Source organism: Streptomyces sp. CNP082 (assembly GCF_059570535.1).
The window spans coordinates 1-17953 of sequence record NZ_JCANSZ010000030.1 but is presented as its reverse complement, the minus strand read 5'-3'; the positions used below and the strand labels follow the sequence as shown (position 1 = coordinate 17953).

Here is a 17953-nt window from a genome sequence, read left to right as displayed (position 1 = left end):
GCTGCCGGTGTGTCAGAGCCCGGCGGTTGGGGCCGCATCGCCGCTCAAGCGGCGGAGGTGCGGCGGGGGCGCTTGAGGCCCGCGCGGCTCTTGCGGCCGGCCTGGTGGATCCGCTTCCGGTCGGCGGCACTGGTTACGATCCGGGCGCCCGGTGTGGATCTGATGCCGAGCTGCTTGATGCGCTGCCGGACGGTCGTGACGCTGATGTGGAGGACGTAGGCGGTCTCCTGGACCGTCATGTACTCCTGGTTGATGTCGGTGGGCGGTGTCGGTCGGCCGTACCTCTCGTACTTCGTGCCGGCCATGTCACTCCTTCGGGGAGTCGGTACTCGGTGGGGCGAGCAGTAGCTCGGTCTTTCCGGCTCCCAGTGCGGCCCTGAGTGCTGCGTACCTGCTGGGTCGCATCCGCCGGCGGGTGCCGTTTTCGAGGTGGCTCAGGTAGCGACGACTGATCCCGGCCTTCTCGGCAAGCTCCTCGGTGTCCAGTCCGAGGTCCATGCGCTTCTGCCGTATCGCGTCCCTGTCCACTTCGAAGAAGGGTTGGGGTCTGTGCATGGGTAGAAGCTAGCGGACTCTAGCGGCCATGTCTAGCGGTGGTTAGCAGGTAGTTTGGCGGGAGTTAGCGGAATGCAGCGGGCGAGTCACGCCAGGTGGGCTGATACGTTTAGGCCGAACCCAGGGGTGGACCTAGCTGGACCTAGCGGGTCCTGGCAGACTCTGTGACATGAGCACCCCCCGCGACCTGGACCGGCTGGCAAGAGCAGTGAAGACACGCCGCCTCGAACTAGGCCTCGGCGTCGAGCCGGCGGCACGCAAAGCAGGCATCAGCAAGGACACGTGGAAGAAAGTCGAGCCGGCCGACTACCCCGACACAGCCCCCCGCTCGGTCTGGGACCGCAGTTACGCGAAGATCGATCGCGCACTCGGGTGGGAGATCGGTAGCTGCACCGCCATCGCCGAGGGCGGCGAGCCCACGAAGGTGCGGCAGCCCGCAGCAGCTAGGCCCGCGCCCAGCAGTCCGGCACAGGAACCCGTCTTCCGTGACCCCCGCTACCAGGCGATCATCGATTCCTCGCTGCCTTACGAGGAGAAGGAGCGGATGATCCGCGACCTCGTGGAGGCCGATCTCCGCCGCGCCCGCGACTCCGAGCTACCCGGAGAGCGTGACGCCGGGTAACAGGCAGATTCAGCCATTTGGGGGGTTCACGCGCACAACCGCTTGCGGTAGCCACGTATCTAACACCTGGGACGGGTGGAGTTCTACGTGAGTCGCGGGGGTGGTGGCACGTGGCCGAGGTTCTATGGTTCGCGACGGCTTGGGTGCTGGGGTCGCTGGCGACCTTGGTGGTGATGCTCTACCGGAGGGTGGGCCGGGCCGAGAGGCGCGCATCCCTGGTCGGCGAGCAGTTGGCCGATCTGCGGCGGGACGTCGAGCGGGAGCGGCTGACTCGCCTGGTCCCCGTAAAGAACAACGGGGACCCCGGGCCGGACGAGCCGGACGACGGCAAGCGGCGCCTGCGGCTGGTCCCGCCCATCGGCCTGGGTATCGGCGCCGTCATCGCCGGCCGGCTGCGGCATACGTTCGAGACGCACACGGCGACCGCCACGACCGTCACGGCGACCGCGGCCGGCCTTGCCGCCGCGACCTTACTGTGGGGCGTGAGCACGGTCATCGACCCCGGCAGCGAGGAAGACCGGCCGGCCGCAGCACCGACGGCGCCGCACACCCCGAGCGAAGAAACGATTCCCCCCTCGCCCGCGCCAACCCCCTCACCGCGCCCGACGAACCCGCCAGCGTCGGGCAGCCCTTCGCCCACCTCATCGCCGACCGGCCCGGCGGATACCGGACCCATAGGCGAGCCCGGGCCGACGGAGCCGGCCGCGGTGAACGAGCCCACGCCAGCCGGCGACAGCGACAGCACCGCACCCGGCACGGAAGGCGGGGGCAGCGGGCAGCCCACGGACGGCGCTGTCGGCGGAAGCAGCGGCGGCACGGGGGGCGACGAGCCTCCGCCCGGCGATGACACCGGCGGCACGAACGGAGGCACCGACGGCGGGACCGACGCGGGCGGCCCCGCGACCGGAGGCGGCGATCCGCCCGAGGAGCCGGCGCCCGACGGCGGGCTGCTGTGCCTCACCGTCAACCTCAATCCGATCCTCCACATCGACGGCCTCTGCCTGCTGTAACTGCTCCATAATGGGAGACGAGTTGGGCAGTGACGTGCACGATCGAGGAATCGAGGGGCTGTATGCCTTCTGTCGAGATCCGCGGGGGCAGCATCCGTGTCAAGTGGTGGGGCGGCGAGTATCACCTCGATGACGAGGGCCGCCCCACGAAGCGGAAGAAGTACGAGTCCGCCTCCGGGCCCGCCCCGGGTGTGAGGTTCGAGTCCGAAGAGGAGGCCTACGACTTCGGGCTGGACCGCGAGCACGAGGTCCGTCACGGCAAGCACATTCGTCGCGCCGATGCCAAGACGCTCATGAAGGACTACTGCTGGATGTGGCACGAGGCGCAGCAACTGCGGCCCATGTCCATGGGCCGCTACGCCTCCCGGCTGCGAGCACGCATCGTGCCCTACTGGGGTGAGCATGCCGTGGGCGAGATCACCGCATGGGAGTACGAGGCGTGGAAGAACGGCTTGGATGCGGCCGTGACCAGGGGGGAACTATCGCAGCACTACGTCGATCAGTTGCTGGGCCTGTTCCGCATGCTGATGACGGACGCGGTGGTGAAGTACAAGCTGCGCCCCGAGTCTCCGGTGATCACGCAGCGACGGCGGGGAAAGTACCGGAAGAAGCGGCGCGAGTCGAAACGGCCGCAGGAGATGCGGGTGCTCCACCAGCTCGCCACCAACGCCTACACGGTGTGGGGCTTCGCCGGATGGACCTACATCTGGACGCTCGCCTTCACCGGCATGCGCCCGCCCGGGGAGACCTTCGGGATGCGGCGCGAGTTCGCCTCCGCGACCTGGCCGGCGAGTGACCCGGATGAGGAACGGCGCGGCGAGGCGGCCGAGCGATACGGTCCCGGCAGGATGCCGGCGCTGCGGGTGCAGTACCAGAGCCAGGTCGTCGACGGCGAGCGGGCCCTGGTGGGGCCGAAGTACGAGTCGCAGCGAACGCTGGTGCTGCCGCCTTTCCTGCATGAGATGCACTGCGCGCTGCTGGCGTCCCACGACAGCGAGTGGATGTTCGTGGGTAAGACGGGCGGGCAGATGACGTCGCAGTGGTACGAGGGCTACTGGTCGGCGATCCGGGACGGGTCGAAGGAGTGGAGCAAGCGGCGGGATCGGCTGCGGCCGGCGATCCCGGCGGTGAAGGAGATGGCGGGCAAGCGGATCTATCTGCTGAGGCACGGGCACCGGGAGTGGCTGGAGGAGGACGGGCACAGCCAGACGGCGATCGAGACGCGGATGGGGCATGAACTGGCGGGGGTGCGGGGGCTGTATTCGAACCTGACGCCGGGCATGGAGATCCGTATCATGGAGACGTTGCAGGAGCGCTGGGAGAAGTTCATGGGCTCCGAGGGGGACCAGTGGCAGCCCCCATTTCCCACCTCTCCCCCAGTGGATCACTGCGCCGAGGGTAATCCGCAGGTCAGGGCCAGATAGGGCCATCAACCACGGGCATGGTCGTGATGCTGCTCGCCCTCTGACTCCCCGGTGTCGTCCGTCACTTCAGGGGCCCGCACGTACCGGCCGGCGTCCCCGCTCCGTACGCTGACCTCATGGTGATCCCGCTCACGCTGCTGGCCTTCGCCGCCCTCATCGCCGCGGTCGCGCCCCGGCTGCTGACCCGCGCCGCGTGGGCGGACCGCGAGCCGGTGCTCGCGCTGTGGGTGTGGCAGTGCGTCGTCGCCGCCGTGCTGCTGTGCTGCGGTCTTGCCATGTCGCTGAGCGCCGCCGTGGCCTGGGCACAGGTGCACAGCGGGGTCTTCGCCCCGGCGCCGGCCGCGGTGCGGGACGCGTACGGCGGCACGACCGGCGCACCGTGGGCCGCGGCGCTCGCCGTGGCGCTGGCGGCGGGCGGGCTGTGGACGGCCGTGATGTTCGTACGCGAGGTGCGTACCGCACGCGCGCAGCGCCGCAGGCGCCGCGAGGAACTGCGCCGCCGGGCACCGCTGCTGCCCGGCGAGGACACCGGCACCGAGCGGCTGGTGGTGCTGGAGGGCGAGCGGCCGGACGCCTGGTGGCTGCCCGGCGGCCAGGCCGACCAGCTCATCATCACCACCGCCGCGTTGCGCCGGCTGAAGAAGCGCCAACTCGACGCGGTGCTCGCGCACGAGCTGGGGCACAGCCGGGCCCGCCACCACTGGCTGCAGCACTGCGCGGGCGCGCTCGCGGGCGTGCCGCGCATGCCGGTCTTCCGGGCGTTCTGCGACGAGGTGCACCGGCTGTGCGAGCTGGCCGCCGACGACGTCGCCTCGCGCCGGTTCGGACGGATGACGTTCGCCACCGCCCTGCTCGAACTCAACGAGGAGCGCGGCGTGTTCGCGCCCGGCCCCGGCCACGGCCACCACGCCCACGTCCCGCAGCGCGTCGACCGGCTGCTCGCCGCGGCGCCGCGGTTCACCCCGGGCCGCCGGCTGCGGCTGACGTTCGCCGCGCTGGCGGCGCCCGCCGTACCGCTGCTCGTGACATTCGGCCCCGGGCTCAGCGCGCTCGCGTAGGGTCGGCCGCGTGACAGCCGCCGCGCCGCGCCGCCCCTCCCCCGTCCCGCGCACCACCGCCGCCGTTCTCACGCTGCTGAGCGTCCTGCTCACGGTGCTGGTGGCCGTCTCCTGGGAGCCGTTGACGGACGCCGACCGGAGCGTCGCCCGGGAGCTGCACTCCGCCGCCGTCGCCGAACCCGGCCTGACGGAGGCGAACCGGGTGCTGACCGACTGGGTCTGGGACCCCGCGACGATGCGCCTGCTGATCCTGGCCGTGATCCTCTGGCTGCTGTGGCGCGGCGCGCGGCTGCTGCCGCTGTGGCTGGCCGGGGCCGCCGCGGTCGGCTGGGTGCTGCAGTACGGCCTGAAGGCGGCGGTCGGCCGCGACCGGCCGCAGTGGCGCGACCCGGTGGACTCCGCGTCCCACGCCGCGTTCCCCTCCGGGCACGCCATGACCGTCGCGCTGGTCTGCGGGCTGCTGCTGTGGCTGCTCAGCCGCGCCGGCCGCGTGCCCGCGGGCCTGAGGTACGCCGCGTGGACGGCCGCGGCCGTGTCGGTGGCGGGCGTGTGCTTCACCCGGGTCTGGCTCGGGGTGCACTGGCTGAGCGATGTGGTGGGCGGCACCCTGATGGGGGCCGCGGTGGCGGCGATCGCGGCGGCGGGGTACGACGCGGTGGCACCGGCCGCGCGCGACGAGCGGGCGGAGGTCCGCGGTTGAGCCCCGGGGCCGTGCTCTTCGACTTCTCCGGGACGCTGTTCCGCGTCGAGCCCGCGGTGCGCTGGCTGCGCGGCGTGCTCGACGCCGCGGGGATCGCCGCCGGCGACGCCGAGTGCGCGCGCCACGCCGCCGCGCTGGAGCACGCCGGAGCGCTGCCGGGCGGCAGGCCCCCTGCGCGCGTACCGGAAGCGCTGGAGGCGGTGTGGCGGACCCGGGACCGGAGTATGGAGCAGCACCGGGCCGCGTACACGGGCCTGGCCCGGCTGGTGCCGCTGCCCTGGTCTGACGGGCTGTCCGGCGGGCTGCCCGACAGGCTGTACGACGCGCTGTACGAGCGGCACATGACGCCGGCGGCGTGGGACCCGTACCCCGACGCGCGGGACGTGCTGCGGGAGTTGCGGGAGCGCGGCGTGCCGGTGGGGGTGGTCAGCAACATCGGCTGGGACCTGCGGCCGGTGTTCCGCGCGCACGGTCTCGACGCGTACGTGGACGCGTACACGCTGTCGTACGAGCACGGGGTGCAGAAGCCGGACGCACGGCTCTTCTCGACGGCGTGCGAGGCGCTGGGGCGGGCCCCGCGGGACGTACTGATGGTCGGCGACGACCGCCGCGCCGACGGCGGCGCCACGGCGGTGGGCTGCGGCTACTACCCGGTGGACCACCTGCCGGCCGCCGACCGCCCGGACGGGCTGCGGCCGGTGCTGGGGCTCGTCGGCTGAGCCGGGGCGTACGGCCGCCGCCCGCACGGGACTTCAGCTTCCGGCGGCCGGCATCTCGGCGGCCGGGTGGATGGCCAGCTTGAACTGGGCGTGGGTGATGCGCGCGCTGCCGGCGCCGTTGTGGCGGACGAGGAACCCCAGCGGGGTGCGCGGCCGGACGAAGATCTCGTGGTGCTTGTGGCGGTACTCGCCGCCGGGAGTGCCGGCGTGGTCCTCGGTCGCGGTGGCGTCGTAGCCGCCGGCAAGGCCGAGGGGGTCGCGGACGAACCGGTCGCGGACCTCGGTGAATGCGCCGTTCTCCCAGTACACCATCGCCGTCAGCGACCCCCAGCCCTCCCGGCTCGGCCAGATCAGGCCGGAGCGGCGGTCGGGATAGGAGGAGCGCTCGCCGTCGGGCTGGGCCGCCTGGTGCATGCCGTGGGCGTCGAAGGACTCGTGGCTTCCGTAGGGGAAGCGGACGATGTGGTACTCGCCGTCACCGGGTATGACCTGGGGATCGTTGACGATGAGCGAGCAGATGTAGACAGCCATGCGACTCCCGTCCGGGGTGGGGAAGTGCACGGAACAGTGGACTCCGTGAAGCGCACCTGTCAAGGAGTGGCGCCGGACTCCGCGAGGACGGCCGGGATGCGGGAGCGGACGTAACGGCGTGCCATCATGGCGCGGCGCAGCCGCCAGTGCGGGGCGGTACGGGCCGGGTGTTCGGCGTAGCGGCGGTCGCGGATGTCGGCGACGAGGCGGGCGGGGGCGCCCGCCGCGGCGAGCACGTCGAGAGCCTCGCCCTTGGTGATCAGGCGGCCCTCGCGCAGGGTGACGCCCGCGCGGGCGACGGTGATCATTCCGAGGTCGACCCACACGTCGCGCAGCCACAGCCGCCGCTTGGCCGTCACCGGCAGCCAGTACTCCCCGAGGTCCTTGCGGATGTACGCGGCGAGCTCGCCGTCCGACAGCGGCGGCAGCAGTCCGCCGGGCCCGGGGCCGTGCAGCACCAGCGCACCGGTGTGCAGCTCGCGGCGGGTGACCGGGGAGACGGTGCGGCTGTACAGCTCGGCGTGGGCCCAGGTGACGTGGTCGAGGCCGGCGTCGGCGAGCCGGTCCGCGGCCATGTACGAGCAGTGCAGCTTCGCGGCGAGCGGCACCTCGCGGTGGAGGCTCTGGTGAAGCTCCTCCAGCCGCCGGCGGGCGGCGGGGCCGGGGTCCTCGCGGACGACGGCGATGAGGTCGAGGTCGCTGCGGTACGGGCGGTAGTCGCCGAGGGCGAGCGAGCCGTGGGCCCACAGCGCCTCAAGCGGCACGGCGGTGCGCAGGCCGGCAAGGAAGCGGTCGAGGAGCGGCCGGGCGGCGTCGCGTGCGGTCACGTCAGCCGGCCAGCAGCTCGTCGAAGCCGGCGCGGGCCAGCTCCTCCAGCTCGTCGAGCGCGGCGCGGGCGCGGGCGGCGGTCCCGGGGTCCCGCTCGGGCAGACCGCTGGCGGTGAACTCGTCCTCGTCGAGCCGGAGAAGGGTCTGCCGGTCGCCGGAGAGCCAGAGGTCGAGCTCCAGGTCGTGCACGGTGACCCGGTCGTCCTCGATGCGGGCGGGCCGGGCCACGTCGCAGTACCAGCCCTTGATACGGCCGTCGGCTGCGTGGATCTCCTTGACCGAATACCAGCGGTCGCGCCAGAAGTGCTCGGTCCACACGTCGCCCCGCTCGAACCGCACGTACCCGGCGTCACGCTCCTCCGGGCCCGCCCACGGAGCGCGCACGACCGCGTGGTCACCGTCGTCGCGGACGACGACGGCCGGGTAGCTCAGACCCGGCCGGAGCTGCTTGACCAGCGTGACCTCGACCTCGCGGCCCGGTGTCAGCATGCGCTTCCCTCCGTACGCGTCCCCCCCGGGGCACGGCGCCGGAGAGGATCCGGCACGGCAATTGGTGAGGCCCCGCGACGGGGGAGCGCGGGGCCTCACATCGTCAAACGGCCGATGTGCGCTCCGGGTTCCCGGCGGGATCAGAAATCTCTGCTCCGAGGCATGGCGGGCTCAGGCGATCCCCCGCATCGCCCGAGCCCGCCTCCCGGCACTGGACGTGCTCGCCTCGGTGCCGGAAGCTTCACTGAGTATACTGGCTCTCAGCCAGTGAAGGCAGGAGTTTCAGGATGTCCCCCCGCAGGCCCGCAGTCAATGAAGAACTCCGACGCCGTTCCCGGGAGCGTCTGCTGCAAGCCACGGTGGAGCTGGTCGACGAACGGGGCTTCGAGGGCACGACCCTGGGAGACATCGCGCAGCGCGCAGGTTCCGCCCGCGGCCTCATCTCGTACTACTTTCCCGGCAAACGCCAGTTGGTGCAGTCGGCCGTGCACAGGCTGATGCATCTTACGCTCGCCGCCGCCCTGGAGCGCCGGCCGCACACGGACGACGGACAGGAGCTGCTGGCCCGCGCCATCGACGCGATTCTGGGCCTGTCGCAGGACCACCCGGTGCTCATGCGGCACCACATGGCCGGCATCCTCCAGGCCGACGGCTTCATCCAGTGCGCGGAGCAGCAGCGGCTCGCGGTCCTGCTGCGCGACACCGTCGCGAGCTGGGGCTCGCCCGACCCGGACACCGAGTACCCGATGCTGCGCGCACAGCTCATGGGCGCGGTCTTCGCGCTGCTGCTGCCCGGGGTGCCGATGCCGCTCGACCGGCTGCGCGGCGAGCTGTTCCGGCGCTACGGGCTCGACTGGCACCTCGGTGTCCCGCCGGAGGGCGTGCTGCCCTCCGACGGGACACCGGTCAAGGCCGCACACCAGCGGTAGCCGCGGGACGCGGCTGCCGCCGGGTGTCCGGACCGGACGGTACGCGGACCGGCCGGGTGCCGGTCAGCGGTGCGTGCGGATCAGCGGATCAGCGGTAGTCCGGCTGCGTCTGCGTGTTCAGCTCGGGCAGCCGCACTCCGTTCGCGCTGTCGGTGCGCCGGTCGTTGATCTTCAGGACGTCGAGGCCCTTGGCGATGTCGTTGGAGTAGACGTAGCCGTTGTAGTAGTACGCGGACCAGGCACCGCCGGTGACGAGTTCGCTGTCCGAGAGCGGGCCGCGCTCGAAGTAGGCGATCTCCTTCGGCTTGCGGGAGTCGGTGAACTCCCAGACGGAGACGCCGCCCTGGTACCAGGCCTGCACCATGATGTCGCGACCGCCGGCCACGGGGACCAGCGAGCCGTTGTGCGCGACGCAGTTCTCGGTGTCCGCCTGGTGCCGCGGGATCTTGTAGTAGCTGCGGAAGACCAGCTCGAAGTGGTTGCCGCGCCGCTTGAGGTCGTAGATCCCGTTGGCGCCCTGCTTCGGGCCGATCTCCTCGTTGCAGGTCGCGGCGCCGCCGCCGCCGAGTTCGTCGGTGAAGACGACCTTCTCGCCGTCCTGGCTGAACGTCGCCGAGTGCCAGAAGGCGAAGTTCTCGGAGTCACGCACCTGGTCGATGACTTCCGGCTGCGCCGGGTCGGAGATGTCCATCAGGATGCCGTCGCCCATGCAGGCGCCGGCCGCGAGGCGCAGCTTGGGGTAGGCGGTGATGTCGTGGCAGCCGGTCGTGGCCGACTTGCCCGTGCTCCCCGGGTTGCCGCCGTCGGGGAACAGCACGGGGAAGTCGATGACCTCCGAGCGCTCCGGCGCGGACCGCGGCACCTTGACGATCGAGATGCCGTCGTGCGGCGGCTGGCAGTCGGGGAAGGTGTCGCTGGGCGAGTACGAAGAGACGTAGATGTAGACGTTCCTGCGCTCGGGCACCAGCGTGTGGGTGTGCGAGCCGCACGCGGTCTCCACCGCGGCGACGTACTCGGGGTTGCGCTTGTCGCTGATGTCGAAGACCTTCATGCCCTCCCAGGAGTCCTTCTCCGTGGCGGGCTGGGTGGTGCTCTCACAGGAGTCGTCGCTGCGCGACGAGTCCGTGGACAGGAACAGCAGGTCGCCGGAGACCGACACGTCGTTCTGCGAGCCGGGGCAGAGCACCTCGCTGACGATCTCCGGGCTCTCGGGGTCGGCTATGTCGTAGATGACGAAGCCGTCGTAGTTGCCCGCGAAGGCGTAGCGGCCCTGGAAGGCGATGTCGGAGTTGGTGCCCTGCAGGGCGCGCTTGTCCAGGTGGGCGACATGCTCGATGTTGTCGCTCTTGTCTATCTCGTCCACGCCCGGCACGTCACCGCGCTCGATGGCGGCCTGGGCCTGGGACCGCTCACTGCTGCTCACCTTCCCGGGGACCTGCGGCCCGTCGCCCGGGTCCGGGACGGCCGCGGCAGAACCGGCGGTCAGCAGCGAACCCACGAGCCCGATCAGGGCCGCGGTCGCGGCCAGGCCTCTGCGCCGCGTGCGTGATCTGTGCAACGACGTCACGTGATTCCCTCCCAGTGGTGGGGCCTCGGCAGTTGAAATCACGTCAGTATCTCGCCAAGCATGTACAGAACAAAAGACGGGAAACACAAATGACAGGTTCTGGAGACGTCCTGGCAGGCCCTGCCGGGACGCATCCGGCACTCGTCGGAACGACCTGTACGGAGGTCACTTTGCGGCACCGCCGGGCACTCGCCTCCCTTGTCCCGCTCACGGTCGCGCTGCTCCTCGCGGGCTGCACCGGAAGCGACTCCTCCGATGACCCGGGGGGCGGCGAGGCATCCGTCATCGCCCCCCGGAAGCCGGGCGAACAGGCCGCCACGATCCCCGCCGACGAGGTCGGCGAGGCGCGGGGTGAGGACGGGCCCAACGCGGCCGACACTGCGTACATGCGCGACATGATCGAACACCACGGGCAGGCGATCGTGATGACCGGCCTCGCCGAGAAGCGCGCGGGTTCCGAGGACGTACGCGGGATCGCCCGGCGGATCGCGGCCGGGCAGCAGCCGGAGATCGCGGTGATGGAGGCGTGGCTGGAGGAGAACCCGGGCGACGGCGGCGGCCATGCGGGCGGCCACAAGGGCGGCCACGAAGCGATGCCCGGGATGGCGAGCGAGGCGGATCTCAGCCGGCTGCGGGCGGCGCGCGGCGAGGAGTTCGACGCGCTGTTCCTGAAGCTGATGACCGCCCACCACGAGGGCGCGGTGACGATGGCCGAAGAGGTGCTCGGCAACGGCAACAACGAGTACGTCGAGCAGTTGGCGACCGGCGTGATCGCGCAGCAGTTGAGCGAGATCGGGCGGATGGAGAAGCTGGCCTAGCCCCGGCCTGCGGCGCTGTGCGTCCCGTGGGCGGTGTCAGTGGCCGGGTGCACACTGGCCCGTACTCGACGACGATGTCACACGGAGGTGGTTCTCGATGCAGGACGTGGTGCTGGCGGTCGGAACGCGCAAGGGACTGTTCCTGGGACGGCGCCGGGGCGGTGCGTGGGAGCTGCAGGGGCCGCACTTCAGGGCCCAGGCGGTCTACTCGGTGGGCATAGACACGCGCGGGGCGGCGCCCCGGGTGCTCGCCGGGGGCGACAGCGCGCACTGGGGCCCGTCGGTCTTCCACTCCGACGACCTCGGCGCCACGTGGACGGAGCCCCGGCAGCAGCCGGTGACGTACCCGAAGGACACCGGCACGTCGCTGGAGCGGATCTGGCAGTTGCAGCCCGCCGGGGCCGAGGCCCCCGGTGTGGTGTACGCGGGCACGGAGCCCGGCGGCCTGTTCCGGTCCGCGGACGGCGGCGAGACGTTCGAGCTGATGCGGTCGCTGTGGGACCACCCGACGCGGGAGAAGTGGGAGCCGGGCGGCGGCGGGCTCGCGGTGCACACGGTGGTCACGGACCCGCGGGACGCCGGGTCCGTGACGGTCGCCGTCTCCGCCGGCGGGGTGTACCGCACCGGGGACGGCGGGGCGAGCTGGGCCCCGTCGAACTCCGGGGTGCAGGTGGTCTTCCAGCCGGACAGGTACCCGGAGTTCGGCCAGTGCGTGCACAAGGTCGCCCGGGACGCGGTCGACCGGGACCGGCTCTACCTGCAGAACCACTGGGGCGTCTACCGCAGCGACGACGCCGGGGCCACCTGGACCGGCATCGGCGCCGGGCTGCCCTCGGACTTCGGCTTCGCCGTCGCCGCGCACCCCTCCCGCGGCGACACCGCCTACGTCTTCCCCGTCACCGCCGACGACGACCGGGTGCCCGCGGAGAACCGCTGCCGGGTCTACCGCACGCAGGACGCGGGGGCGAGCTGGGAGCCGCTGTCGGCGGGGCTGCCGGAGGAGGACCACTACGGCACGGTGCTGAGGGACGCGCTCTGCACCGATGACGCCGACCCGGCGGGGGTGTACTTCGGCAACCGCAACGGGGAGGTCTACGCCAGCGCCGACGAGGGGGAGAGCTGGACGCAGCTCGCCTCGCACCTGCCGGACGTGCTGTGCGTACGGGCGGCGGCGGTCTGAGGGGGCGCACGCCCCGGGGCCCGGCGGGCGTCCGGGCCGCGGGCGGCCGAGGTGTGGCGGGAGGGGGGTCGCGGAGCCAGTAGAGTGACCGGCCATGGCTGGACGTCCTCTCCCCGACATCGTCGAAGCCGGCTGGGCCAAGGCCCTGGAACCGGTCGCCCAACAGATCGCCGCCATGGGCGACTTCCTGCGCGCGGAGATCGCGGCGGGGCGCACCTATCTGCCTGCCGGGCCGAACGTGCTCCGCGCCTTCCAGCAGCCGTTCGACGAGGTGCGCGTCCTCGTCGTCGGCCAGGACCCGTACCCCACGCCGGGCCATGCCGTGGGCCTCAGCTTCTCCGTCGCCCCCGACGTGCGCCCGCTGCCCGGCAGCCTGGAGAACATCTTCCGCGAGCTGCACAACGACCTCGGCCACCCCCGCCCCGCCAACGGCGACCTCACCCCCTGGACCAAGCAGGGCGTGCTGCTGCTCAACAGGGCGCTCACCACCGCGCCGAGGCGCCCCGCCGCACACCGCGGCAAGGGCTGGGAACAGGTCACCGAGCAGGCCATCCGGGCGCTCGCCGCCCGCGGCCGGCCGCTGGTGGCGATCCTGTGGGGCCGCGACGCGCGCAACCTGCGCCCCATGCTCAGCGACTACCCCGCCATCGAGTCCGCCCACCCCTCCCCCATGTCTGCCGACCGCGGCTTCTTCGGCTCCCGCCCCTTCAGCCGGGCCAACGAGCTGCTGCAGCAGCAGGGTGCCGAGCCGGTGGACTGGACGCTGCCCACGAACGGATAGCCGCCATGACCAGCGACACGGCCCGATGGGTGCTCGGCATCGACTCCGGCGGCTCGGGGCTGCGCATCGCCGCTGCCGCCCTGACCGCGGACGGCGGCGGCCCGGCGGAGAGCACCGCCGCCGCCGGGACCGAGACCGCCGGGCCCGTCGCCACGGGCGACAACGGGCTCGACGCCGACGACCTCCTCGGCAAGGTGCTGCCCGCCGCGCACCGGCTCCTTCACGACCGCGGCGCCGAGTCGTTCGCCGCCGTGTGCGTCGGCGCCGCCGGCATGGCCAGCCTCGGCGACGATCTGCGCGCCCGGCTGCCGCACGCCCTCAGAGACGCCCTGGGCGTACGGCACCTGGCGCTCGCCGCCGACGGGGTCACGGCGTACGCGGGCGCCGTCGGGCAGCACCCCGGCGCCGTCGTCGCCGCCGGCACCGGCATGATCGCGGTCGGCACCGGGCTCGACGCGGCGGGGTGGCGGCGGGCCGACGGCTGGGGGCACCTGCTCGGCGACTGCGGGGGCGGCGCGTGGATCGGGCGGGCGGGGCTGGAGGCGGCGATGCGGGCGTTCGACGGCCGCCGCGGGGGCTCCGCGGCGCTGCTGGCCCGGATGGAGGCGGTGTTCGGGACCGGCACTCAGATGCCCGGCCTGCTGTACCCGCGGCCGGACCGCCCGGCGGTGCTCGCGGCGTTCGCCCCCGAAGTCGCCCGCTGCGCACCGCACGACCCGGTCGCGGCGGGGATCCTCGCCGAGGCGGGCGAGCACATCGCCGCCGCGGCCGTCGCGGTCTGCCCCGCGGACCCCGGCAGCACGGTCGCCCTCACGGGCGGGCTCTTCGGCATCGGCGAGCCCCTGCTCGCGCCGGTGCGCGCGGAGCTGGCGGTACGGCTTCCACGCGCCCGGGTGTCGACCGCGACGGGTACGCCGCTGTCGGGGGCGCTGCGGATCGCCGCCGCGCTGGCGGCCGGGGAGCTGGCCCTGCCCGTGGAACGGGGCATGCTCGACGTCTGGTAGGCCGGGTTGTCCGGCCGGCGGCCGGCCCGCCCCGGCGACCATGCGTGGCGGCGCGGAGACGGTCCGTACGAGGTCCGTCACCGCCTGTCCGCCGGTGTGCTCCGGTGGTTACGCCCGGAGACCAATGGCGACCCCGGGCATGTGGCGGACCGCGGTGACGCGTTAGCATGCGGCGCCATGAGCTCTGCCGATGGACACGCAGCCGGTCTGCCCGTACGTATGCCCCGCCGTCAGCCGGGGCGGCATCGCAAGCCGGAGCGGCCGAGCGCGCCCGAGGGCGCGCCGGCGCTGGTTCTGGCCGTGCCCGGGGAGCCTTCCGCGGCCATCCGCAGCATGGCCGAGGAGGTGCTCAGCATCGCCCGCTCCGACCTTCCGGGGCTCGACGGCCGGGTTGCCTATGTCGAGGGCGACAGCGAGGAGTTCCCGCCGCTGACCGCGGTCCTCGCGCAGGCCGCGGCGCAGCGCGCCGCGCTCGCCGAGGCCGGGACGCTGGAGGTGGCGGAGGACGTGCCGGTGGCCGTCGTGGTGCCGCTGCTGGCGGGCCCGGACCCGGTGGTGCTGGACCGGCTGCGCGAGGCGATAGCGACGAGCGGGACGGCGGTCGGGCTCACCGACGTCCTGGGGCCGCATCCGCTGCTCGCCGAGGCGCTGCACGTGCGGCTTTCGGAAGCGGGCCTCGCCCGCGCGGACCGGGCGCGGCTGTTCACCGTCGCGACGGCGGCGGACGGCATCGTCCTCGGCGCCGTGGGCGGCGAGGAGGCCGTGCAGGCGGCGGGTGTGACGGGCATGCTGCTCTCGGCGCGGCTGGCGGTGCCGGTGATGGCGGCGCCGCTGGACCGGGCGGGCGCGGTGGCCGAGGTCGCGGAGTCGCTGCGCAGTGCGGGTTCCGCGCGGCTCGCGCTCGCGCCGTACGCGCTGGGCCCGGAGCTGCCGGCGGAGATGCTGGCCACCGCGGCGCGGGAGGCGGCGTGCGAGGCGGCGGAGCCGCTGGGGCCGTACCCGTCGGTGGGGCAACTGGCGCTGACGCAGTACACGATGACGCTGGGCATCGCGCCGCAGCCCGCCGGGTCGCCGGCGCGCTGACGCAGACGTACGGGCGGGGCGCGGGCCCCGTACACGACTGAGAGGGAGCCGCCGGCACTCACCGGCAGCTCCACCGCGTCACCGGCCCGGGGTGCCGGGCGGGCCGGGCTCAGGCGAACACGACGCACGAGGCCGCCGGCACGGCGGCCGAGCCGGCGGGGATCGGGGTGCCGGTCTCCGCGTCGATGTCGAACCAGGTGACGTCGCCGGAGTGTTCGTTGGCCGCGTAGAGGTGGCGGCCCTGCGGGTCGATCGCGAGGTCCCGCGGCCAGACGCCGCCGCAGGGCACGTCGGAGACGGGTGCGCGGACGCCGCCCTCCTCGTCGAGCGCGAGGGTGGCGATGACGTCCGGGCCGCGGACGGCGGTCCAGCAGAAGCGGCCGTCCGGCGAGACGACGATGCCGGAGGCGTACGGGGTGGCGTCCGGCTCGGCGGTCAGCATCGGGGCCTCGGCGAGCGGTTCGAGGGTGCCGGTGGCGGCGTCCCAGGAGCAGACGGTCACGACGGGCTCCAACTCGCAGGCGACGTAGACGCGGTGACCGTCGGGGTGGAAGGCCAGGTGGCGCGGCCCGGTGCCGGGGCGCAGCGGAACCTCGTGGTTGAGGCGGAGGGAGCCGCGGTCGGCGTCGAGTACGCAGACGAGCACGGAGTCGGTGCCGAGGTCGACGCCGAGCACCCAGCGCCCGCTGGGGTCGGGGACCACCTGGTGGGCGTGCGGGCCCTCCTGGCGGTCGGTGACCGGACCGCCGCCCTCGTGCTGCAGCAGTGCGGCGGGTCCTGCGAGTGCGCCGCCGGAGGTGACGGGGACGGTGCTGAAGCTGCCGGAGCCGTAGTTGGCGGTGACGACGTGACCGCCGGTGAGCGCGAGGTGGGTGGGGTGGTCGCCGCTGACGGGCACGGGGTCGCCGACGGGCTCGGGCTTGTCGGCGGTGAGCCGGTACGCGGCGACGCTGCCGCCCTCGGTCTGGCTCACGGCGTAGAGCAGGCCGCCGTCGGCGACGGCGAGGAACGACGGGTCCGTGACGGCGTCGGCCGAGTGCCGCGGGGTGAGGGCGCCCGAGTCCGGGTCGACGTCGGCGACGGTGATCCCGGCACCGCCGCGGCTGGAGAACGAGCCGACACAAGCCCGAAGAACCGATTCACCCATGTGCTTTCCCCTTCCAGCAGGTCCGGAGCCGATTCGGGCGACCCTACCGGACGATCTCCCGCCCGTCCGGCCGACTCCGTACGCCGCCGCCACGCGCAGCGCCCCGCACGGCGGCGGCGTGACGGCCCCGTACCGCGTGCGGCACGGGTGCAGGACAATGCTGTACGCGCAGGGGCCGCGCACCGTGAGACCGCCGGACGCGAGGAGAGAAGAGCATGCACGGAGCGCACCTCACCCGTATCGCGGGCACCCTGTTGTCCGCCGCCGCCCTCCTGGGCGGCATCCAGACGACGGCCGCCGCCCGGCCCGCGGACGCCGCCGAGGTGATCGACATGGCCACCGCCGACGAGTTAGAGGCGGCGCTCGCCGCCGCCGGCCCCGGCGACACAATCCGCCTTGCCGACGGGACGTACCGGGGCAACTTCGACATCACCGCCTCCGGCAGCGGCTCCGCACCCGCCGCCCTCACCGGCTCCGCCGACGCCGTGCTGGTCGCCGGCGGAGGCTACGGGCTGCACCTGGACGGCGCCTCGTACTGGAAGCTGACCGGATTCACGGTCACCGGCGGCCAGAAGGGCATCGTGCTGGACGCCGCCGACCACGTGGACATCGCCTCCGTCACCGTGCACGACCTGGACATGGAGGCCGTGCACTTCCGCAACTCCAGCTCCGACGGCTCGATCACCGACTCCCGGATACACGACACCGGGCACGACGGCCGCGGCATGGGCGAGGGCGTCTACGTCGGCAGCGCGGGCGGTACCGGCGACCGCAGCGACCGCATCCTGATCGAGGGCAACACGATCGGCCCCGGCGTCGGCGGCGAGAACATCGACGTCAAGGAAGGCACCACCGGCACCCGGATCATCGGCAACACCTTCGACGGCAGCGGCCTGACCGGCGCCAACTACGACGACTCGTGGGTCGACATCAAGGGCAACGACGTGCTCGTGGCGGACAACACCGGCCGCGGCACGACCAACGACGGCTACCAGACCCACGAGGTGCAGGACGGCTGGGGCTGCGGCGCGACGTTCCGCGGCAACAGGTCCGACCTCAGCGGCGCGACGGGCCCGGACCAGTACGCCGTCAACGTCACCGACTACGACGCCCGGGACTGCCCGGTGACCGTCTCCGGCGACAACACCGTCACCGGCGGCCGTGGCCTGGTCAACCCCGGAGTCCCGGTCACCGGCTGACCTCCCGCGGTCCGCGGACCCGCGCCGGGTGCCGCATCCCCGGCTTGGCATGCTTGCCGCATGAGTAGCCCTGTGTCAAGCCGCGTTCGGTTGATCTTGGTTGAGGAGGGTCTGGAGGGCTCTGTGCCGGGTGGGGTCGTAGGCGACGCCGTCTTGCCAGCAGTGCCAGATCACGAACAGCCAGGCGCGGGCGAGGATGCGGACGGCGTGTGGGTGGTCGTGTCCGCGGGTTCGGGCGCGGTTGTAGAGGCTGGCGGCCCAGGGGTTGGCGTGGCGGGAGTCTGCGGCGAAGTCGCAGACGGCGTCGCG

General features: G+C 73.0%; 21 protein-coding genes. 13 read left to right on the top strand and 8 right to left on the bottom strand.

Annotation, left to right across the window (positions count from 1 at the left end; all coding sequences use genetic code 11):
• Positions 1–44 precede the first annotated feature (44 nt).
• Positions 45–305 carry a DNA-binding protein gene (locus B124_RS22565; protein WP_496504736.1) on the bottom strand — a complete coding sequence of 87 codons (261 nt, stop codon included), beginning with the start codon at positions 303–305 and terminating at the stop codon, positions 45–47.
• Position 306: 1 nt separating this feature from the next.
• Entirely contained in the window at positions 307–555 is a 249-nt protein-coding gene (locus B124_RS22560) for a helix-turn-helix domain-containing protein (protein ID WP_496504735.1), read from the bottom strand.
• 169 nt (positions 556–724) lie between these two features.
• Between B124_RS22560 and B124_RS22555 the strand changes: the two genes are divergently transcribed.
• The 6 genes from B124_RS22555 to B124_RS22530 all read left to right on the top strand — a co-directional run bounded on the left by B124_RS22555 (position 725) and on the right by B124_RS22530 (position 6088).
• A complete protein-coding gene (locus B124_RS22555) occupies positions 725–1177 on the top strand; it encodes a helix-turn-helix domain-containing protein (RefSeq protein WP_496504734.1) in 453 nt (150 codons plus the stop codon).
• A gap of 110 nt (positions 1178–1287) precedes the next feature.
• Entirely contained in the window at positions 1288–2187 is a 900-nt protein-coding gene (locus tag B124_RS22550) for a hypothetical protein (protein ID WP_496504733.1), read from the top strand.
• A 62-nt stretch (positions 2188–2249) separates the two neighbouring features.
• Positions 2250–3611, top strand: a complete 1362-nt coding sequence (locus B124_RS22545) for a site-specific integrase (protein WP_496504732.1) — start codon at positions 2250–2252, stop codon at positions 3609–3611.
• 116 nt (positions 3612–3727) lie between these two features.
• On the top strand, positions 3728–4669 hold the full coding sequence (locus B124_RS22540; RefSeq protein WP_496504731.1) for a M56 family metallopeptidase: 942 nt from the start codon (positions 3728–3730) through the stop codon (positions 4667–4669).
• A gap of 10 nt (positions 4670–4679) precedes the next feature.
• Positions 4680–5369, top strand: a complete 690-nt coding sequence (locus tag B124_RS22535; RefSeq protein ID WP_496504730.1) for a phosphatase PAP2 family protein — start codon at positions 4680–4682, stop codon at positions 5367–5369.
• A complete protein-coding gene (locus tag B124_RS22530) occupies positions 5366–6088 on the top strand; it encodes an HAD family hydrolase (RefSeq protein WP_496504729.1) in 723 nt (240 codons plus the stop codon). Before B124_RS22535 ends, B124_RS22530 begins: the two co-directional genes overlap by 4 nt.
• Positions 6089–6121: 33 nt before the next feature.
• Here the strand turns inward: B124_RS22530 and B124_RS22525 are convergent, their stop codons facing one another.
• From B124_RS22525 to B124_RS22515, 3 genes are read right to left on the bottom strand one after another with little or no spacing between them, the layout of a single operon-like run.
• Entirely contained in the window at positions 6122–6619 is a 498-nt protein-coding gene (locus B124_RS22525) for a hypothetical protein (RefSeq protein ID WP_496504728.1), read from the bottom strand.
• 59 nt (positions 6620–6678) lie between these two features.
• On the bottom strand, positions 6679–7446 hold the full coding sequence (locus B124_RS22520) for a nucleotidyltransferase domain-containing protein (RefSeq protein WP_496504727.1): 768 nt from the start codon (positions 7444–7446) through the stop codon (positions 6679–6681).
• 1 nt (position 7447) lies between these two features.
• Positions 7448–7936 carry a ribonuclease FAU-1 family protein gene (locus B124_RS22515; RefSeq protein WP_496504726.1) on the bottom strand — a complete coding sequence of 163 codons (489 nt, stop codon included), beginning with the start codon at positions 7934–7936 and terminating at the stop codon, positions 7448–7450.
• Between the two features lie 287 nt (positions 7937–8223).
• Here B124_RS22515 and B124_RS22510 point away from each other — a divergent pair, with 287 nt between their 5' ends.
• Positions 8224–8865: a TetR/AcrR family transcriptional regulator gene (locus tag B124_RS22510; RefSeq protein WP_496504725.1), complete on the top strand. Its 642-nt coding sequence runs from the start codon at positions 8224–8226 to the stop codon at positions 8863–8865.
• Between the two features lie 88 nt (positions 8866–8953).
• Here B124_RS22510 and B124_RS22505 read toward each other — a convergent pair whose 3' ends face one another.
• The gene (locus tag B124_RS22505) at positions 8954–10432 is read right to left on the bottom strand and encodes an LVIVD repeat-containing protein (protein ID WP_496504724.1); all 1479 of its coding nucleotides are present in this window, start codon (positions 10430–10432) and stop codon (positions 8954–8956) included.
• Between the two features lie 170 nt (positions 10433–10602).
• Between B124_RS22505 and B124_RS22500 the strand changes: the two genes are divergently transcribed.
• The 5 genes from B124_RS22500 (at position 10603) to B124_RS22480 (ending at position 15298) form a co-directional block, all read left to right on the top strand.
• On the top strand, positions 10603–11250 hold the full coding sequence (locus B124_RS22500) for a DUF305 domain-containing protein (RefSeq protein ID WP_496504723.1): 648 nt from the start codon (positions 10603–10605) through the stop codon (positions 11248–11250).
• 97 nt (positions 11251–11347) lie between these two features.
• Complete coding sequence (locus B124_RS22495; RefSeq protein ID WP_496504722.1) at positions 11348–12430, top strand: WD40/YVTN/BNR-like repeat-containing protein; 1083 nt, start codon at positions 11348–11350, stop codon at positions 12428–12430.
• Between the two features lie 94 nt (positions 12431–12524).
• Positions 12525–13211 (top strand): uracil-DNA glycosylase, encoded by a 687-nt coding sequence (locus B124_RS22490; protein WP_496504721.1) that lies wholly within the window; start codon positions 12525–12527, stop codon positions 13209–13211.
• A gap of 5 nt (positions 13212–13216) precedes the next feature.
• On the top strand, positions 13217–14215 hold the full coding sequence (locus tag B124_RS22485) for an N-acetylglucosamine kinase (protein WP_496504720.1): 999 nt from the start codon (positions 13217–13219) through the stop codon (positions 14213–14215).
• Positions 14216–14392: 177 nt separating this feature from the next.
• Positions 14393–15298 carry a sirohydrochlorin chelatase family protein gene (locus tag B124_RS22480; protein WP_496504719.1) on the top strand — a complete coding sequence of 302 codons (906 nt, stop codon included), beginning with the start codon at positions 14393–14395 and terminating at the stop codon, positions 15296–15298.
• 109 nt (positions 15299–15407) lie between these two features.
• Here the strand turns inward: B124_RS22480 and B124_RS22475 are convergent, their stop codons facing one another.
• A complete protein-coding gene (locus tag B124_RS22475; RefSeq protein WP_496504718.1) occupies positions 15408–16445 on the bottom strand; it encodes a lactonase family protein in 1038 nt (345 codons plus the stop codon).
• Positions 16446–16660: 215 nt separating this feature from the next.
• Here B124_RS22475 and B124_RS22470 point away from each other — a divergent pair, with 215 nt between their 5' ends.
• On the top strand, positions 16661–17644 hold the full coding sequence (locus tag B124_RS22470) for a right-handed parallel beta-helix repeat-containing protein (protein WP_496504717.1): 984 nt from the start codon (positions 16661–16663) through the stop codon (positions 17642–17644).
• A gap of 75 nt (positions 17645–17719) precedes the next feature.
• On the opposite strand, the gene B124_RS22465 is transcribed toward B124_RS22470, so the two are convergent.
• Positions 17720–17953: hypothetical protein (locus B124_RS22465; protein WP_496502056.1), on the bottom strand; the 234-nt coding region annotated here is incomplete at its 5' end.